At 66.4% G+C, this 16,608-nt stretch carries 17 protein-coding genes; 7 read left to right on the forward strand and 10 right to left on the reverse strand.

Features of this window, described 5'->3' with window-relative positions; genetic code table 11:
• Positions 1 to 67: 67 nt before the first annotated feature.
• The 6 genes from P1U75_RS10895 to P1U75_RS10920 form a co-directional block, all read right to left on the reverse strand.
• Entirely contained in the window at positions 68 to 868 is an 801-nt protein-coding gene (locus tag P1U75_RS10895; protein WP_300243255.1) for an enoyl-CoA hydratase family protein, read from the reverse strand.
• A 2-nt stretch (positions 869 to 870) separates the two neighbouring features.
• Positions 871 to 1,344, reverse strand: coding sequence for a MarR family transcriptional regulator (locus tag P1U75_RS10900; RefSeq protein WP_300243081.1), 474 nt, complete (start codon positions 1,342 to 1,344; stop codon positions 871 to 873).
• The gene (locus tag P1U75_RS10905; RefSeq protein ID WP_300243084.1) at positions 1,341 to 2,084 is read right to left on the reverse strand and encodes an SDR family NAD(P)-dependent oxidoreductase; all 744 of its coding nucleotides are present in this window, start codon (positions 2,082 to 2,084) and stop codon (positions 1,341 to 1,343) included. Before P1U75_RS10905 ends, P1U75_RS10900 begins: the two co-directional genes overlap by 4 nt.
• Positions 2,081 to 4,384 (reverse strand): bifunctional salicylyl-CoA 5-hydroxylase/oxidoreductase, encoded by a 2,304-nt coding sequence (locus tag P1U75_RS10910; protein WP_300243087.1) that lies wholly within the window; start codon positions 4,382 to 4,384, stop codon positions 2,081 to 2,083. Before P1U75_RS10910 ends, P1U75_RS10905 begins: the two co-directional genes overlap by 4 nt.
• A 239-nt stretch (positions 4,385 to 4,623) precedes the next feature.
• Positions 4,624 to 5,856, reverse strand: a complete 1,233-nt coding sequence (locus P1U75_RS10915) for a cytochrome P450 (protein WP_300243090.1) — start codon at positions 5,854 to 5,856, stop codon at positions 4,624 to 4,626.
• Between the two features lie 38 nt (positions 5,857 to 5,894).
• Entirely contained in the window at positions 5,895 to 6,704 is an 810-nt protein-coding gene (locus P1U75_RS10920) for a class I SAM-dependent methyltransferase (RefSeq protein ID WP_300243093.1), read from the reverse strand.
• Between the two features lie 120 nt (positions 6,705 to 6,824).
• On the opposite strand from P1U75_RS10920, the gene P1U75_RS10925 reads away from it, so the two are divergent.
• On the forward strand, positions 6,825 to 7,166 hold the full coding sequence (locus P1U75_RS10925; RefSeq protein WP_300243096.1) for a TfoX/Sxy family DNA transformation protein: 342 nt from the start codon (positions 6,825 to 6,827) through the stop codon (positions 7,164 to 7,166).
• 96 nt (positions 7,167 to 7,262) lie between these two features.
• Here P1U75_RS10925 and ndk read toward each other — a convergent pair whose 3' ends face one another.
• Together ndk and P1U75_RS10935 are read right to left on the reverse strand one after the other, a co-directional pair.
• The gene (gene ndk, locus P1U75_RS10930) at positions 7,263 to 7,685 is read right to left on the reverse strand and encodes a nucleoside-diphosphate kinase (protein ID WP_300243099.1); all 423 of its coding nucleotides are present in this window, start codon (positions 7,683 to 7,685) and stop codon (positions 7,263 to 7,265) included.
• Positions 7,686 to 7,793: 108 nt separating this feature from the next.
• The gene (locus P1U75_RS10935; RefSeq protein ID WP_300243101.1) at positions 7,794 to 8,999 is read right to left on the reverse strand and encodes a multidrug effflux MFS transporter; all 1,206 of its coding nucleotides are present in this window, start codon (positions 8,997 to 8,999) and stop codon (positions 7,794 to 7,796) included.
• Between the two features lie 168 nt (positions 9,000 to 9,167).
• On the opposite strand from P1U75_RS10935, the gene P1U75_RS10940 reads away from it, so the two are divergent.
• From P1U75_RS10940 to P1U75_RS10960, 5 genes are all read left to right on the forward strand, one after another.
• On the forward strand, positions 9,168 to 9,449 hold the full coding sequence (locus P1U75_RS10940; RefSeq protein ID WP_300243103.1) for a hypothetical protein: 282 nt from the start codon (positions 9,168 to 9,170) through the stop codon (positions 9,447 to 9,449).
• Between the two features lie 49 nt (positions 9,450 to 9,498).
• Positions 9,499 to 11,358 carry an ABC-F family ATP-binding cassette domain-containing protein gene (locus P1U75_RS10945; RefSeq protein WP_300243106.1) on the forward strand — a complete coding sequence of 620 codons (1,860 nt, stop codon included), beginning with the start codon at positions 9,499 to 9,501 and terminating at the stop codon, positions 11,356 to 11,358.
• A gap of 70 nt (positions 11,359 to 11,428) precedes the next feature.
• A complete protein-coding gene (locus P1U75_RS10950; protein WP_300243109.1) occupies positions 11,429 to 12,061 on the forward strand; it encodes a MarC family protein in 633 nt (210 codons plus the stop codon).
• Positions 12,062 to 12,112: 51 nt separating this feature from the next.
• Complete coding sequence (locus tag P1U75_RS10955; RefSeq protein ID WP_300243111.1) at positions 12,113 to 12,694, forward strand: TIGR02281 family clan AA aspartic protease; 582 nt, start codon at positions 12,113 to 12,115, stop codon at positions 12,692 to 12,694.
• Positions 12,695 to 12,860: 166 nt separating this feature from the next.
• Positions 12,861 to 13,280 (forward strand): hypothetical protein, encoded by a 420-nt coding sequence (locus P1U75_RS10960; RefSeq protein ID WP_300243113.1) that lies wholly within the window; start codon positions 12,861 to 12,863, stop codon positions 13,278 to 13,280.
• 33 nt (positions 13,281 to 13,313) lie between these two features.
• Here P1U75_RS10960 and P1U75_RS10965 read toward each other — a convergent pair whose 3' ends face one another.
• Positions 13,314 to 13,769: a DNA polymerase III subunit chi gene (locus tag P1U75_RS10965; RefSeq protein WP_300243115.1), complete on the reverse strand. Its 456-nt coding sequence runs from the start codon at positions 13,767 to 13,769 to the stop codon at positions 13,314 to 13,316.
• A gap of 4 nt (positions 13,770 to 13,773) precedes the next feature.
• Entirely contained in the window at positions 13,774 to 15,258 is a 1,485-nt protein-coding gene (locus P1U75_RS10970) for a leucyl aminopeptidase (protein ID WP_300243117.1), read from the reverse strand.
• 210 nt (positions 15,259 to 15,468) lie between these two features.
• On the opposite strand from P1U75_RS10970, the gene lptG reads away from it, so the two are divergent.
• Positions 15,469 to 16,566: an LPS export ABC transporter permease LptG gene (gene lptG, locus P1U75_RS10975; protein WP_300243119.1), complete on the forward strand. Its 1,098-nt coding sequence runs from the start codon at positions 15,469 to 15,471 to the stop codon at positions 16,564 to 16,566.
• The last annotated feature ends 42 nt before the right edge of the window (positions 16,567 to 16,608 follow it).

A 16,608-nucleotide genomic window follows, 5' to 3' on the forward strand; every position in this document is an offset into this window, starting at 1 on the left:
CCTCCCCTTCTTCTCGTTTCAAATACTCCCGCCGGAGGCGGCCTGACGCCGCCCCCGCGCGCGCCGGTCAGTCGCCTTCGAACACCGGTTTTTCCTTGGCGACAAAGGCATGGTAGGCGCGGTGGAAATCCTGCCCCTGCATGCAGATCGCCTGCGCCTGGGCCTCGGCCTCGATCGCCTGTTCGATCGACATGCACCATTCCTGCGCCAGCATGGTCTTGGTCATCATGTTGGCGAAATTGGGCCCGGCGGCGATGCGCGCGGCGAGGTCGCGGGCGGTCGCGTCCAGCTCTTCCGCCGGCACCACCTTGTTGAAATAGCCCCAGGCCAGGCCCTCCTCGGCGCTCATCGCCCGGCCGAGGTACAGAAGTTCAGCCGCCCGGCCCTGGCCGATGATGCGCGGCAGGATCGCGCAGGCGCCCATGTCGCATCCCGCCAGTCCGACCCGGTTGAACAGAAAGGCCGTCTTCGCCCCCGGCGTGGCCACCCGCAGATCGGAGGCCATCGAGATGATCGCGCCCGCCCCGGCGCAGATACCATCAACGGCGGCGATGATCGGCTTGCCGCAATTGATCATCGCCTTGACCAGATCACCGGTCATCCGGGTGAAGGTCAAAAGCTCCTTCATCGTCATCTTGGTCAGCGGGCCGATGATGTCATGCACGTCGCCGCCCGAGCTGAAATTTCCGCCGTTGGAGGCAAAGACAACCGCCTTGACCGTGTCGTCGTAATGCAGGTCGCGGAACCAGTCGCGCAGTTCGGCATAGCTGTCAAAGGTCAGCGGGTTCTTGCGGTCGGGCCGGTCCAGCGCGACGGTGGCGATGCCGTCGGCGATCTCGCATTTGAAATGCTGCACGTCGCTATTCATGGTCATTCTTTCTCCTCCAGGGTGTTATTCAGGTAATCAAGCCGCCGGATCATCCCCGCGACGTCATCGGCGTTCAGCCCGTCGAGCATGTCGTCGATCCAGCTTTCATGGGCCGCGGCATGTTCGGCAAAGGCCGCCTGCCCCTTGGGCGTCAGCCGCACCAGCGAGGCGCGCCGGTCGCCCGGCACCGCCACGCGCAGCGCCAGCCCCTCGTCGGTCAGCCGGTCGACGATGCCGGTTACGTTGCCGTTGGAGACCCGCAGCATCTCCGAGATCTGCGACATCTTCAGCCCCTCGGGGCTGCGCGCCAGCGCCGACATCACGTCGAAACGCGGCAGGGTGGACTGGTACTGTTCGCGCAGGCGGCGACGGATCTGGTCCTCGATCAGGTTGCTGGCCTTGAGCAGTTTCAGCCAGAGCCGCAGGCGGGATTTCGACAGCGGCTCGTTGCGGGTCTCGACCGATTGCGGTGTCATATCTCTCCCCCCGAAAGGCTCAGCGCGTGGCCGTTGACCGAGCGCGCGGCCTGCGAACACAGCCAGAGCGCGGCGCCTGCAACCTCGTCGGTCTGGATGAAGCGCTTCTGCGGGTTGCCGGATTTCAGCGATTTTTCCGCCTGTTCCGCGCTCATGCCGGTGGTCGTGACGATATTCTCGATCGAGCGCTCCAGCAACTGGGTCTCGATGAACCCGGGGCAGATAGCGTTCACCGTGACGCCGGTGGCGGCCAGTTCCAGAGACAGCGCCCGGGTCAACCCGACCACCCCGTGTTTCGCCGCGCAATAGGCGGCAACGTAAGGATAGCCCTTGAGCCCTGCGGTGGAGGCCACGGCGATCATCCGGCCCCAGCCCGCCGCCTTCATGTCGGGCAGCGCCGCCTGCCAGCAGTTGGAGACCCCCACCAGGTTGACCGAGAGCATGGCGGTCAACTGCTCCGGCGTCATCTTTGCAAACGGCACGCTGTCGGCAGCGCCGGCGTTGGCGACCATGATCCCGACCGGCCCCTGTTCGGCGCGCGCGGCCTCGAAGGCGGCCCGAACCGCACCCGCGTCGGTCACGTCACACAGCTGATAGGGCAACCCCTGCGCCTTGAGCGGCGCCTCCGACCGGCCCATGATGGTGACCTTGGCGCCGGCCTCGGCCAGGGCGCGGGCCACCTCGGCCCCCACCCCGGTGCCGCCGCCGGTGACGACGGCATGTTTACCCGAAAGGCTCATACCTTGATCGCCGCTTCGGCTTCGCGCTCGGCCAGGCGCCAGTAGAGGTCTCGACCACCGCGATAGGGATCGGGCCAGACCGCATGGCGATCGCCCAGCTGGCTGCCCGCATGCAACGTCCAGTAGGGATCGGCCAGATGCGCCCGCGCCAGGCAAACCAGGTCGGCGCGCCCGGCCATCAGGATCGAGTTGACGTGGTCGGGCTCGTAGATATTGCCGACCGCCATGGTCTTGATCCCGGTCTCGTTGCGGATGCGGTCCGAGAACGGCACCTGGAACATCCGGCCATAGACCGGCTGTTCCTCCGACACGGTCTGACCCGAGGAAACGTCGATGATATCGACACCGGCGGCGTCGAAGGCCTTGGCAATCTCCACCGCGTCCTCGGGCTGGTTGCCATCCTCGCCGACCCAGTCATGGGCCGAGATCCGCACCGACATCGGCTTGGACGCGGGCCAGACGGCGCGCATCGCGTCGAACACCTCCAGCGGGAAGCGCAGGCGGTTTTCCAGGCTACCGCCGTAATCGTCGCCGCGCTGGTTGGTGGCCGGCGACAGGAAGCTGCCGATCAGATAGCCGTGGGCGGCGTGCAGCTCGATCATGTCGAAGCCGGCGCGCTCGGCCATCTGCGCGGCTGCAACGAACTGGTCGCGCACCATGTCCATGTCCGCGCGGGTCATCTCGCGCGGGGTCTGGCTGGCCGGTTTGTAAGGCAGCGACGAGGGGGCGAGGATTTCCCAGTTGCCGTCCGCCAGCGGCGCGTCCATGCCGCCCCCGTCCCAGGGCACGCAGGTCGAGCCCTTGCGCCCCGAATGGCCGATCTGGCAGCACATCCTGGCCTGCGTCTCGGCATGCACGAAATCGGTCAGACGTTTCCACGCCGCCTCGTGCTCGGGGGTGTAGAGGCCGGGGCAGCCGGGCGTGATCCGCCCCTCGGGGCTGACGCAGGTCATCTCGGTATAGACCAGCGCGGCGCCGCCCTTGGCGCGTTCCGAGTAATGGACGAAGTGCCAGTCGGTCGGGCAGCCGTCCACCGCCTTGTACTGCGCCATGGGCGAGACAACGACGCGGTCGATCAGCTCCATCTCGCGCAGCTTGAAGGGGGCGAACATGGGCGCGCGCACCGGCGCATCCGCCGGCACGCCGGCCTGCATCTGGAACCATTTCTCGGCCGATTCCAGCCACTTGGGGTCGCGCAGCCGCAGGTTTTCGTGGGAAATCCGCTGCGACCGGGTCAGCAGCGAATAGTTGAACTGCACCGGGTCCAGGTCGAGATAGCGTTCGACCTCCTCGAACCATTCGAGCGAGTTGCGCGCCGCCGATTGCAGCCGCAGCACGTCGAGGCGCCGCTCTTCCTGGTAGCGTTCAAAGGCCTTTTCCAGCGTCGGTTCGGAGTGCAGGTAATTGGCCAGCGCAATGGCACTGTCAAAGGCCAGCCGCGAGCCCGACCCGATCGAGAAATGCGCCGTGGCCGAGGCATCGCCCAGCAGAACCACGTTCTCGTGATACCATTTCTCGCACAAGACGCGGGGAAAGTTGATCCAGACCGCCGAACCGCGCAGGTGATCGGCGTTCGACATCAGCTCGTGCCCGCCAAGGTGAGCCTCGAACACCTTGCGGCAGGTCTCGACGATCTCTTCCTTGCTCATCCCCTCGAAGCCGAAATTCTCCCAGGTCTGTTGCGAGCATTCGACGATGAAAGTCGCGGTCTTGTCATCGAACTGATAGGCATGCGCCCAGATCCAGCCGTGCTCGGTCTTTTCGAAGATGAAGGTAAAGGCATCATCGAACCGCTGGTGGGTGCCGAGCCAGAGGAACTTGCACTTGCGGGTGTCGATATCGGGCTTGAAGTGGTCCGCATATTCGGTCCGCACGCGCGAATTCAGACCGTCGCAGGCGACCACCAGATCGTATTCCTGCCGGATCGCCTCGGCGGATTCGAATTCGGTCTCGAACCGCAGCTCGACGCCCAGCTCGCGCGCCCGCTCCTGCAGCAGGATCAACATCTGCTTGCGGCCGATCCCGGCGAAGCCGTGCCCGCCCGAGACAGTGCGCACGCCATCGTGCACCACCGCGATGTCATCCCAATAGGCAAAATGGTTGCGGATTGCCTCGGCGCTGACCGGATCGTTCTCGCGCAGGTTCTCCAGCGCATCATCGGACAGGACCACGCCCCAGCCAAAGGTATCGTTGGCGCGGTTCCGCTCGATCACGACGACCTCGTGGCCCGGGTCGCGCAGCTTCATCGAGATCGCGAAATAGAGCCCCGCCGGCCCGCCGCCCAGACACGCAATGCGCATGAGGATTCTCCCCCCTTTGAGTGTTTCCCAAGGGCCGGCAGCCCGGCCGTTGAGGAAACGCTAGAGCGAGTCGCATTTTACTTCAAGCTTAAACTTTATATACCAAAAATATTCATGTTCGAATTTCTGAAACCCGGTTTCGAAGCGCCAGGGATTTGCCGAGAGGGCCGCAAACAAGACACCGCCGCCGGCGATCCCTCACCGGCAGATCAGTTGCCATGGCGGAAGTGTGAACGCGGCTAGCCCAGCACCGCCGGAAGGCTGGCGTAGCCACGGAACCGGATGCGCCCGCCGGACACGCGGCCCCCGGTCACGCGGTAGCCGGGAAAGCGATCCAGCAGCCGACCGATGGCGATACGCCCCTCCAGCCGTGCCAGCGTCAGCCCGACGCAGACATGCGGCCCGCCGGCAAACGCCAGATGCTTGTTCGGCCTGCGGGTGATGTCGAACGCCTGCGGGTCAGGGAACACCTCCGGGTCACGGTTGGCGGCGCCGATGCACAGGTGCAGGTTGGTGCCCGGCGCAATGGTCATGCCGCCGATCTCGACCTCTTCGGTGGTTTCCCGGTTGCCGAACTGGTTGGGCGAGCGGAACCGCAGAACCTCCTCCACCGCGGGCTGGATCAGGCCCGGGTCGGCCAGCAGCCGCGCCTTTTGCTCGGGGTAGTCGTTGAGCAGCGCGAGCCCGTTGCCGATCAGGTTCGTCGTGGTTTCATGGCCCGCGTTGAGGATGAAGATGCAGTTCTGGATCAACTCGATCTCCGACAGGGTGCCGTCGGCCCCCTCGCCCCGGATCAGCCGGGTCAGCACGTCGGTCTCCACATCGCCGGGGGCGGCACGCCGCCGCGCGACAAGATCCTCGAGGTAGACCTTGAACTCCTCCACCGCGCGGTTGCCGCGGTCCAGCTCTTCCCGGCTCAGCGATGGTTCCAGCGCGCCCAGGATCGCCAGCGACCAGTCGCGCAACGGCCCGCGTTCCTCCATCGGCACGTCGAGCAGGTTGCCGATGATCTGGATCGGGATCGAGGATGCGAAATCCTCGATCAGATCGACCTGCGGTTTTTCCGCCATAACGTCCAGCAGATGATCCACCGTTTCGATCAGACCGGGCTCCATCCTGGCAATGGCGCGCGGCGTCAGGGCCGAGGTCATGATCCTGCGGACCCGCGTGTGCAATGGCGGATCGCTAAACACCAGTGAGGTGGTGTGATGTTCGTAAAGCGGCGCACCGGCGCCGAACTTCGGCTTGAAGGCCTCCGTTTTATCGGAGGAAAACAGCTTGGTGTCGCGGTAGATCCGGTCGAGGTCGCCGTAGCGGCACAGCAGGACCGATCCGTCCGGTTGGCGCAGTACCGGCGCATGGGCGAGCAGCGCGTCGTAGATGGGAAACGGGTCTTCGACAAACCCCTCCGGCGGATTGGCCAGATCGAATGTCAGCGCGATGTTGCGTAGCGCCGTGTCGCTTGGTTCCATGCTGTGTCCTCCTCCCGGTTCTGACTTCTAAGCCCCGTCTACCCGACCCTGCCGAACCCCGTCATCGCACGGGCGCTGTCCTCGTCCGACCGTTTCAGCCGCCGCGGCGAGGCTTTGATCCCCTCGCGCATCTCGCCGTCGCTGCGCAACACCGGCCGGTCCAGCGGCGCCCGCGCCGCCAGGATCGCCCGCGCCCCGGTCGATCCGTCGAAACGATATAGGTGCAGGCTGTCCCATTCCAGGTGACCGCCGTCATGCAGAGCCTGCAGATCGGCCACGAAATTGTGGCACTGGGGATTTTCCATCAACAGGACATAATCCTCGGCCATCCGCACCATGTTCGACAGCGCCACGAGATGGCTGACCGCGGTGTGGATATGCATCACCACCGCCTGGCTGTAGACCAGCGCGGCGCGCGGCCAGGCCGAGGAATGGGGCATTGTGATATCCTGCAACCCCAGCCGCCCGGCCAGTTGCGGATGCCGCTCCAGCGCCAGTTCCAGTTGCGTTGCCCCCCGGTCGCCGCCGGTCACCGCGACATCGGGGAAAAGCGTGGCCACGTTGGCGATGTGATCGCCGCCGCCACAGCCCACCTCGTGTACCGTCGCCGGCGCCAACTGCCCGACCGCCTCGAGGATCAGCTGCTGGTTGGGATGGATCGGCTGCCCCTTCGAGGTGACCTGCCCGGTTCCGGGCTCGAAGGTCAGATCGCCCGGACCCGAAATCGCGCGATATTGCGTTTCGATGTCCCGCTTGACCCGCCGCAGGTAGCTGTCCTTGGTGTAGTTTTCCCAGTCGAAATCGTCGTCGTAGAACTTTCGGGTCTTGTAAAACAGCTGCCGGAACATGCCTCGCCTCCCCCCTGCGTGCTTACCAACCGCCTACCCGGTTTGTACCCCGGGAACAATACACCATGGGCGCCGCAGCCGTGACTGGCCCTGCCTGCGCCCACAAGCTATGGGTGGGCCATGTCCGACCCGGTTTCGACGATCTGCAATCTTGGCCCCGCCTCGGAAGAGAGCTTTGCCCGCGCCGGCATCGGCACGGCCGAGGAGTTGCGTGTGCTCGGGGCAGATGCCGCCTATGCGCGGCTGCTGGCCGCCGGCACCCGGCCGCATTTCATCGGCTACTACGCCTTGGTGATGGGGTTGCAGGGACGCCCGTGGAACGATTGCCAGGGCGAGGAAAAGGCGGCGCTGCGCCGCCGTTTCGACGCGATCCGCGCAGAGGCGCGCGGCAAGGGCGACGCCGGGCTGAGCGCGCTGGAGGCCGCGCTCGACGCGATCGGGGTGGTGGAACGGCGCAGGTAAGCGCAGGCGAAGCCACGAAAAAACGCCCCGCAGGGCGTTTTCGTCGGTCGCGAAAGGGCAAGGGGGCCTTGGCCCCCTGCCCTGTGTCGTTCCGGCTTAGCCGACCAGCTCGGTGCCGGCAAAGAAATAGGCGATCTCGACCGCCGCGGTTTCCGGCGCGTCCGAGCCGTGGACCGAGTTTTCGCCGACCGATTCCGCGAACTCGGCGCGGACGGTGCCGGCGGCGGCGTCTGCCGGGTTGGTGGCGCCCATCACTTCGCGGTTCTTGGCGATGGCGTTCTCGCCTTCCAGCACCTGCACCACGACCGGGCCGGAGGACATGAATTCGCACAGTTCGTCATAGAACGGGCGTTCCTTGTGCACGCCGTAGAATTCACCGGCCTGTGCCTTGGTCATCAGGATGCGCTTTTGCGCGATGATGCGCAGACCGGCGTCCTCGAACTTGGCGTTGATCTTGCCGGTCAGGTTGCGGCGGGTTGCGTCGGGTTTGATGATCGAGAACGTGCGTTCCAGTGCCATTGAGAATGCTCCTTGATGACCCGTCCCAGCGGGGCTGCGGGACGATGCTGACATTGCGCGCCGCGTAGCACGGGCCGAGGCGATTGAAAAGCCTTCCACGCTGCGCCGTCAGTCGGTCACCGGCAGCGGCTCGCGTTGATCGACCCAGCGCACGTAAAGCGCCGCGATCAGCCCGAGGATGCTGGTCGTCAGCATGATGGACAGCACGATGTAAGGAGCGTGTTCCGGCGTCACCAAGGCCCCGGTGAGGCTGGTCATCACCGCCCCCAGTCCCACCGTCATCGCCCCCGATAGACCCGAGGCACTGCCCGCCAGCCGCGGCCGCACCGACATTACGCCGGCACTTGCATTGGCATTGGTCAGCCCGTTGCCGAAGCCCACCACGATGGCCGAGCCGAAAAACACCCAGAGCGTCCCCGCCCCGGACCAGAACAGCACCAACCCCACCGCCGGCCCGACGGTCGCAAAGATACGCCCGGCCAGAACCATGGTCACCAGCGCGCTGCGTGCCCCGATCCGGCCCGAAACGAAGTTGCCGGCCATGAAGCCCACGGTGATGATCCCGATCCCCACCCCCAGTGCCGCCGGACTCAGGTTGTACCACGCCGCCGCCACCAAAGGTGCCCCGGTGATGAAGGAAAAGAACCCCGCCACGGCAAAGGCGTAGCACAGGCTGTAGCCCCAGAACCGACGCGACCGGAAAAGCTCGGGGTAGTCGCGCATCTGGTCGCCAAGGCTCAGGCTTGCGCTGGTCGGGTTGGTCTCGCCCAGATCGCCCCAGAGGATCACCAGCATGAGGATGCCCAGCAGCGCGTAAAGGACGAAGGACGACCGCCAGCCAAAGACCATGTCCAGCCCGCCACCAAGCATCGGCCCCAGCATCGGGGCCAGCGCCATCGCCATGGCAACATGGCCCAGCATCCTTGCCGCCGCCTTTGGCTCGTGCAGGTCCCGGATCACCGCCCGCGACAACACCTGGCCCGACACGATCCCCGCCTGCAACATGCGAAATCCCAGAAACACCCAGATGTCCTGCGCCAGCGCGCATCCGACCGAAGCAGCGGCGAAAATCGCCGTGGAGACCAGCATCACCGGGCGCCGGCCGAAACTGTCCGACAGCGGCCCCATCACCAGTTGCAGGACCGCCGAGATCGCCAGATAACCCGCCACCGACAGATTCACGAGACCATAGTCGGCCTCCAGCGCCTCGGCCATCTTGGGCAGCGAGGGCAGGAACATGTTCAGCGTCAGGACAGAAAGCGCATTGGCCAGGATCAGGGTCAGCAGATGCGGCGGGGTCTGGGCTGGGCGCATGGTCAGGATCTGTCCGGAAGGAACTTAACAAGTTCGGCGCATACCATAGGGGGGCAGCCTTGACCATCCAGCGCCAGGACCGGGTGCGCCAAAACGCCCCCTCGCCTTACCTGACTTTTTTAGTATGCCTTTAAACGCACGCAAAACCAACATCGAAAGGCCGCACCGATGTCCCTGAAATATTCCCTCTCCGCCCTCGTCCCGGCACTGTTCGCCCTGCCCGCTTTGGCACAGGACCCGCAGCCCCTGACCTATGCCATGTTCGAGGCGGCCGTTCCTCATGTCGACCTCGAGACATGCCCGGGCAGTTTGCCGCAGCAAGACAGTTTCTGCCGGGCATCAGTGAAACACTCGGAAATCCACGTTTTCGCGTTTTCCGAGGATGGCGACAGCCCGATGATCGGTTTTGCCTCATTCCCGGCAGATCAGCTTGGATTGCTGTTGAAATAAGCCGCAGGAGTGATTGACATCGACCGGGCGCTGCGACAGTGGTCCGTCCATGCTACGGATCAAAGACATATCATATGCGGTCGCAGGCCGCCCACTCTTCGACGGCGCCAGCGCCACCATTCCCAATGGCCACAAGGTTGGCCTGATCGGACGCAACGGCGCGGGGAAAACCACTCTGTTCCGCCTGCTCCGGGGAGAGCTGGCGCTGGAGTCGGGGTCCATCTCGCTGCCGTCACGCGCCCGCATCGGCGGCGTCGCGCAAGAGGCCCCTGCCTCGGATGTCTCGCTGATCGACACCGTGCTCGCCGCCGATACCGAGCGCGCCGAGCTGATGGAAGAAGCGACCCATGCGACCGACCCCACGCGCATCGCCGAGGTGCAGACCCGGCTGGCTGATATCGACGCCTGGTCGGCCGAGGCGCGGGCCGCCGCGATCCTCAAGGGGCTGGGTTTTTCCGACGCTGATCAGCAGCGCCCCTGCGCCGATTATTCCGGCGGCTGGCGCATGCGCGTGGCGCTGGCCGGGGTGCTGTTTTCGCAGCCCGATCTGCTGCTTCTCGACGAACCGACCAACTATCTCGACCTTGAAGGCGCGCTCTGGCTGGAAAACTACCTGGCGCGCTATCCCCATACGGTGATCATCATCAGCCACGACCGTGGGCTGCTGAACCGCGCCGTGGGCGCGATCCTGCACCTCGAGGGCAAGCGTCTGACGCTCTACAACGGCCCCTATGACCAGTTCGCCCGCCAGCGCGCCGAACAGCGCGCGCTGCAGGCCGCCGCGGCCAAAAAACAGGATGCCCGCCGCGCTCACCTGCAAAGCTTCGTCGACCGCTTCAAGGCCAAGGCGAGCAAGGCCAAACAGGCGCAGTCGCGGGTCAAGATGCTGGAAAAGATGGAGAAGATCACCGCGCCCGAGGATGCCGCGCGCACCGTCTTCACCTTTCCCGAGCCCGAGGAACTGTCGCCGCCGATCATCTCGCTCGAGGGCGCCTCGACCGGCTATGGCGACAAGGTTGTCCTGCGCGGCATGACCCTGCGCATCGACCAGGACGACCGCATCGCGCTCCTGGGCCGCAACGGCGAGGGCAAATCGACCCTGTCCAAGATGCTGTCGGACCGGTTGGCACTGATCGACGGTAAGATCATCCGCTCGTCCAAGCTGCGGATCGGATTCTTCGCCCAGCACCAGGTCGACGAGCTCTACATCGACGAAACGCCGCTGCAACACCTGCAACGCGCCCGTCCCGGCGAACAGCAATCGAGGCTGCGCGCCCGGCTGGCCGGGTTCGGCCTGGGCGCCGACCAGGCCGAAACCGCCGTGGGCCAGCTTTCGGGCGGGCAAAAGGCGCGGCTGTCGCTGCTGCTGGCGACGCTGGATGCGCCGCACCTGCTGATCCTCGACGAACCGACCAACCACCTCGACATCGAAAGCCGCGAGGCCCTGGTCGAGGCGCTGACCGCCTATTCCGGCGCGGTTATCCTGGTCAGCCACGACATGCACCTTCTGTCGATGGTGGCCGACCGTCTCTGGCTGGTCTCCGACGGCACCGTCAAACCCTATGAGGGCGATCTCGAGGAATACCGCGCCTTCCTGCTCTCTGCCGATCAGCCGGCGCGCAAGAAATCCGAGGCCCCGAAACCGGAGGCCCGACCGAAACGCGCTCCGCGCGAAACCGTGCTGGCGCTGCGCGCCGAGCTGCGCAAATGCGAGGACCGGGTCGCCAAGATCGGCGACATGCAGGACAAGCTGTCGTCCAAGCTGGCCGATCCGGCGCTGTACGAGGGCACGCGAAACGGCGAGCTGGAGGTCTGGAACCGCAAATACGCCGAGGTGAGCGAGGCCATGGACAAGGCCGAGGCGCTGTGGATCGCGGCGCAGGAAAAGCTCGACGCGGCAAAGGGCTGAGCGGCGGCCGGGGCTTTTCTTTCCGGCCCTGCCGGTCCATCCTGCGCCCGACCGCAAACCGGGGGCCCGCATGGACACCGCCTTTCTGATCACCGCCTTCGTCACCCTCTTCGTGATCATCGATCCGATCGGGCTGACCCCGATGTTCGTGGCCCTGACCCAGGGCATGGGGCACGCCCGGCGCCGGTCCCTCGCGCTGCGCGCCTGCATCACGGCGGCGGTTCTGCTGACCCTCTTTGCCGGCTTTGGCGAGGCGGTTCTGGGCTTTGTCGGCATCTCGATGCCCGCCTTTCGTGTCGCCGGCGGCATCCTGTTGTTCCTCACCGCGCTCGACATGCTGTTCGAACGCCGCACCAAGCGGCGCGCGGGCCAGGCCGAGGAGGCCGAGGAAGAGGACGACAGCCACGACCCCTCGGTCTTTCCCCTCGCCATTCCGCTGATCGCCGGCCCCGGCGCCATCGCCACCATGATCCTGCTGGCAGGCCAGCGCCCGGGTCTGGTCGGGCTTGCCATGGTGGTCGGGGTGATGCTGGCGGTGCTGGTGCTGCTGTTCGTGCTGTTTCTCGCCGCCGGGCTGTTCGAACGCGCCATGGGCAAGACCGGGATCAACGTCATCACCCGCCTGCTGGGCATGCTGCTGGCCGCGCTTTCGGTGCAATTCGTACTCGACGGGCTGCGCGCCTTTGGCCTCGCCAACTGGTAACCGGGGCGGCAATGCCTACATCTGTCTGGTGACGTCACGGAGGCCAGGGGAATGGACACATGGGATATCGGCAGCCTGGCCTATCTGGGCCTGCTGGGGGTGGCCCTCGTCTTCTGGCTGGTCGTCCATAACCGGCAATCGCTCGGCCGCACCCTGCAACAGGCGGCAGGATGGGTGCTGATCTTTCTCGCGGTGATCGCCGCCGTGGGCCTGTGGGACGACATCCGCCGCAGCGCCCTGCCCGGCCGTGCCACCGTGGCGACCGAGGGCCGGATCGAGGTGCCGCGTTCGCCCGACGGGCATTTCTACCTCACGCTGCTGGTCAACGGCGCGCCGGTGCAGTTCATGGTCGATACCGGCGCCAGCGCGGTGGTGTTGCGCGCCCGGGATGCGGCCCACGCCGGCATCGACACCGCCGATCTGGCCTTTACCGGGCGCGCCAATACCGCCAACGGCGCGGTGCGCACCGCGCCGGGACGGCTCGACAGCATCGCGCTCGGCCCGATCGAGGATCGCAACCTGCGCGCCTGGGTGAACGAGGGCGAGATGGACCAGTCGCTGCTCGGCATGTCCTACCTGGAACGCTGGGGAAGGATCGAGATCACCGGCCGCAACCTGGTGCTGGAACGATAACCGCACCGCCCCGGCGCGTTGACCAGGATCAAGGTTCGGCGGCCCCGGATCGCCTTGACTAGCAGAACACTCCGATTGGCGCATTTGCAAGGGGCCACCGCGTGACAGACCCGAAACAGCCCGATATCCCCGATCCCCCGGCGGTCCGCCGGCTGTCCGCGTAATCTTGATCGGCGGGCTGATCCGGACCACGCTGGTGGGCCTGGCCGCGCGCCGGGCGCTCGCGGCACGGGGCGTTGCGGTGGTCGACCTGTCGCGGGGCGCGGTGATGATCCTGCCCGTAACCCTGTTTTTCGGGGTGCCCTTCGTCCTCCTCACCATGATCGTTCGGCGGCTGCTGCGAAAAACCTTCCGGCAACAGCCCGAGGCGCTGACAAAGTGGCTCTACATGTCCGGCGGCGCCTTTGCCGGAATGCTGGTGGCGATCGCCTACAGCCAGTTCGACATGTTTCTCTATTCCGGTCCCGGCGGCTTCGGCGAGGTGGTGGGCATGGTGCTGGCGCTGTGGATGCTCACCCTGCCCTCCTTCCTTGCCATCGGCGCGGTCGGCGCCGGCGTCGGCACGGTGCTGGGGCAACTCGTCTGACGCCTCCGCTCAATGCGGGGCCAGTAGCACCCCCTACTTCTCTGCCTTCTTCTCCCAGCGGCCCGCGTCCTCCGACCAGTATTGCGCCGAACAGCCCGCCTCGGTCAGCGCCTTCCACTGGCCGCGCGCCCGGGCCAGCGCCTCGGCGTCATGGCCGTCGAAGAGGATGCAGACCCGTTCCAGCCCCTGCACCTCCTGCGCCGTCACCCCGGCCCCGTCCACTGCCATCAGGCAGGCCGCACCGTTCGCCGCGTCACCCGTGGTCAGCAGCACCGGCTGATCGGCATCATGCGGCCCGCCGGCCAGCCCATGCGGCAGAAAGCTTTCCTCGCCGCCCAGCCACAGCTTCTCGTCCAGCCATTCCAGACGCCCGGCGTCGGTGCCGCGCACCGCGATGCGCCAGCCTGCCGCACGGGCCTTGTCCAGCAGCAGCGGCAGGGTCGCCTCCAGCGGGCGCCGCGTCAGGTGATAGAAATAGGCCGCCCCCATCGCCCTAGGCGGTCTCGAACCGGTCCCGCACCAGCCGGTCCAGCGCCATCACGCCCCAGCCGGTCGCACCCTTGGGCGCCAGGTCGGTGCCCTCCTTGACCGAGGCCACCCCGGCGATGTCGAGGTGAATCCAGGGCGTGCCCTCCTTGACGAACCGCTGCAGGAACTGCGCCGCGGTGATCGACCCGGCGGGCCGGCCGCCGACGTTCTTCATGTCGGCGATGCGCGATTTCAGCATCTTGTCATAGGCCGCGCCCAGCGGCATCCGCCAGGCGCCCTCGCCCTCCTGCTCCGCCGCCTTGAGGAAATCGCCGCAGAGCGCGTCGTCATTGGAAAAGACGCCCGCGTTCTCATGCCCCAACCCGATGATGATCGCGCCGGTGAGCGTGGCCAGGTCGATCATGCCGGTCGGGTTGAACCGCTCCTGCGCGTACCACATCACGTCGCAAAGCACGAGCCGCCCCTCGGCATCGGTGTTGATGATCTCGACGGTGTCGCCCTTCATCGATTTCACCACGTCACCCGGGCGGGTCGCGGTGCTCGACGGCATGTTCTCGACCAGCCCGACCAGCCCCACCACATTGGCCCTGGCCTTGCGCAGCGCCAGCGCACGCATGGTGCCGGCCACCACCCCGGCACCGCCCATGTCCATGGTCATATCCTCCATCCCGGCGCCGGGCTTGAGGCTGATGCCGCCGGTGTCGAAAACCACGCCCTTACCGACCAGCGCCAGCGGGGCCTCGTCTTTCGCGCCGCCGTTCCATTGCATCACCACCACCTTGGTCGGGGTGGCCGAGCCCTGGCCGACGCTGAGCAGGGTGCGCATCCCCAGCTGTTCCAGCTCTGCCTCTTCCAGCACCTCGACCTCCAGACCCAGGTCGCGCATCTCGGACAGCCGGTCGGCGAACTCGGTCGTGGTCAGGATGTTCGCCGGTTCGTTGACCAGGTCGCGGGTCATCAGCACCCCCTCGGCCACCGCCAGCAGCGGCGCCGCCTCATCCTCCAGCGCCTCGGGCCGGGGATGCATCACCGTGATGTCGCCACCAGCCTTGTCGCTGTCATCCTCGGTCGTCTTGTGCGCGTCGAAGGCGTAGCTGCGCAGCGCCATCCCCTGTACCAGCACCGCCGCACGGGCATGGGCCGATCCCAGCGCCAGCAGAACCGGCGCACTCGCCGCCCGCGCCGTCAGCGCGGCTCCGGCCCGGCGCGCCTCTACCACGTCGGCCTTCTTCGACAGTACCAGGATGTCCAGCGCCTCGGCCGCCATGCCCGCGGGCCAGGCCAGCGTGATTACTTCGCCACTCTTCGCCTTTTCGAACCGCGCGCTCTCCACCAGCCGCTTGACCGCCCCCTTGCACAGCCGGTTGGCGCGCCGCGCCGCGGCATCGAGCGTGCCCTCGGGCGTGACCGTGACGACAATGCGGCCCTCGGTCCCGGCAAGGGCATCGAGGTCAAGCTCGGCAAATCGAATCGGTGTCGGGCGGGTCATGCGGGTCTCCTTGATTTCGCTGGCTCCCGTCATGGGTAGCGCGCGGGTCGTCGATTGACCAGATAGCAGTTTTCCCCGCCAATCAATTGCACTAATGTCTGCCGCAAAGCCAATGGCCGGCTCCGGGGGGATCGTAGTGCCAAGACGTGTCAGCGGGAATACGCTGCCCAATCTGCTGCCTGTCGAACCGGGCGCCAGCGAGGCGCCCGAATGATTCTCGACAGGTATTTCGCGCGCCGCTTCCTGCTGGCCTTCGGCACCATCGCGGCCATCTTCCTGGCGCTGATCCTGCTGATCGACATGATCGAGCAGCTGCGCCGTTTCGAGGGGCTCGGCGTCGGCCTGGGGCAGCTGTTCCGGCTCAGCCTGCTCAGCGCCCCGGCAACGATGAGCCGGATCCTGCCACTGCTGATGATCCTGTCCACCGTCGTGCTCTTCGTCGGGCTGGCGCGCAGCAGCGAACTGGTGGTCACCCGGGCCGCCGGCCGGTCGGGCCTGCGAGCGCTGGCTGCGCCCATCGCCGTCGCCCTGGTGATCGGCGGGCTGACGGTGACCACGCTCAACCCCATCGCCGCGGCCACCTCGAACCGCTACACTCAGCTCTCCGAAACCTTCCGCGGCACCGGGCTGTCGGTGCTCTCGCTGAGCGGCGAGGGGCTGTGGCTGCGACAGGGCAGCGCGCGCGGGCAGTCGGTGATCCATGCCACCGGCCATGGTGGCGACGCGGTCACACTGTTCAACGTGACCATCCTGACATTTGCCCCCGGCGGCGGTCCGGTGCGCCGTATCGTTGCCAGAAGCGCCCGGCTGGAGGATCAGGCCTGGGTGCTGACCAACGCCAAGGTCTGGCCGCTGACCGCCGGACAGAACCCCGAAGCGGCGGCTGAAACCCACCAGATCCTGCACATTCCGACCACCCTCACCCGCGACAGCATCCGCGACAGCCTCGGCCGGCCATCCGGCGTGTCGGTCTACGACCTGCCGGCGACGATCCGCCAGTTGGCGCAAGCCGGCTTCTCCACCCGCCGCCACGAGATCTGGTACCAGGTCGAACTGGCCCGGCCCCTGTTCCTGGTGGCGATGGTGCTGGTGGGGGCCGCCTTTACCATGCGCCACACCCGGTTCGGCGGCACCGGGGTGGCGGTGCTCTCGGCGGTGCTGCTGGGGTTTTCGCTCTACTTCATCCGCAACTTTGCCCAGATCCTCGGCGAGAACGGGCAGATCCCGGTGGCGCTCGCGGCCTGGGCACCGCCGCTTGCGGCGCTGTTCCTTTCGCTCGGCCTGCTGCTGCACGCGGAGGAAGGGTGACACTGCGCCGCCTGATATCCGCACTCGTCCTGGTGGCGGGCA

Source organism: Antarcticimicrobium sp. (assembly GCF_029212575.1).
Lineage (GTDB): Bacteria > Pseudomonadota > Alphaproteobacteria > Rhodobacterales > Rhodobacteraceae > Antarcticimicrobium.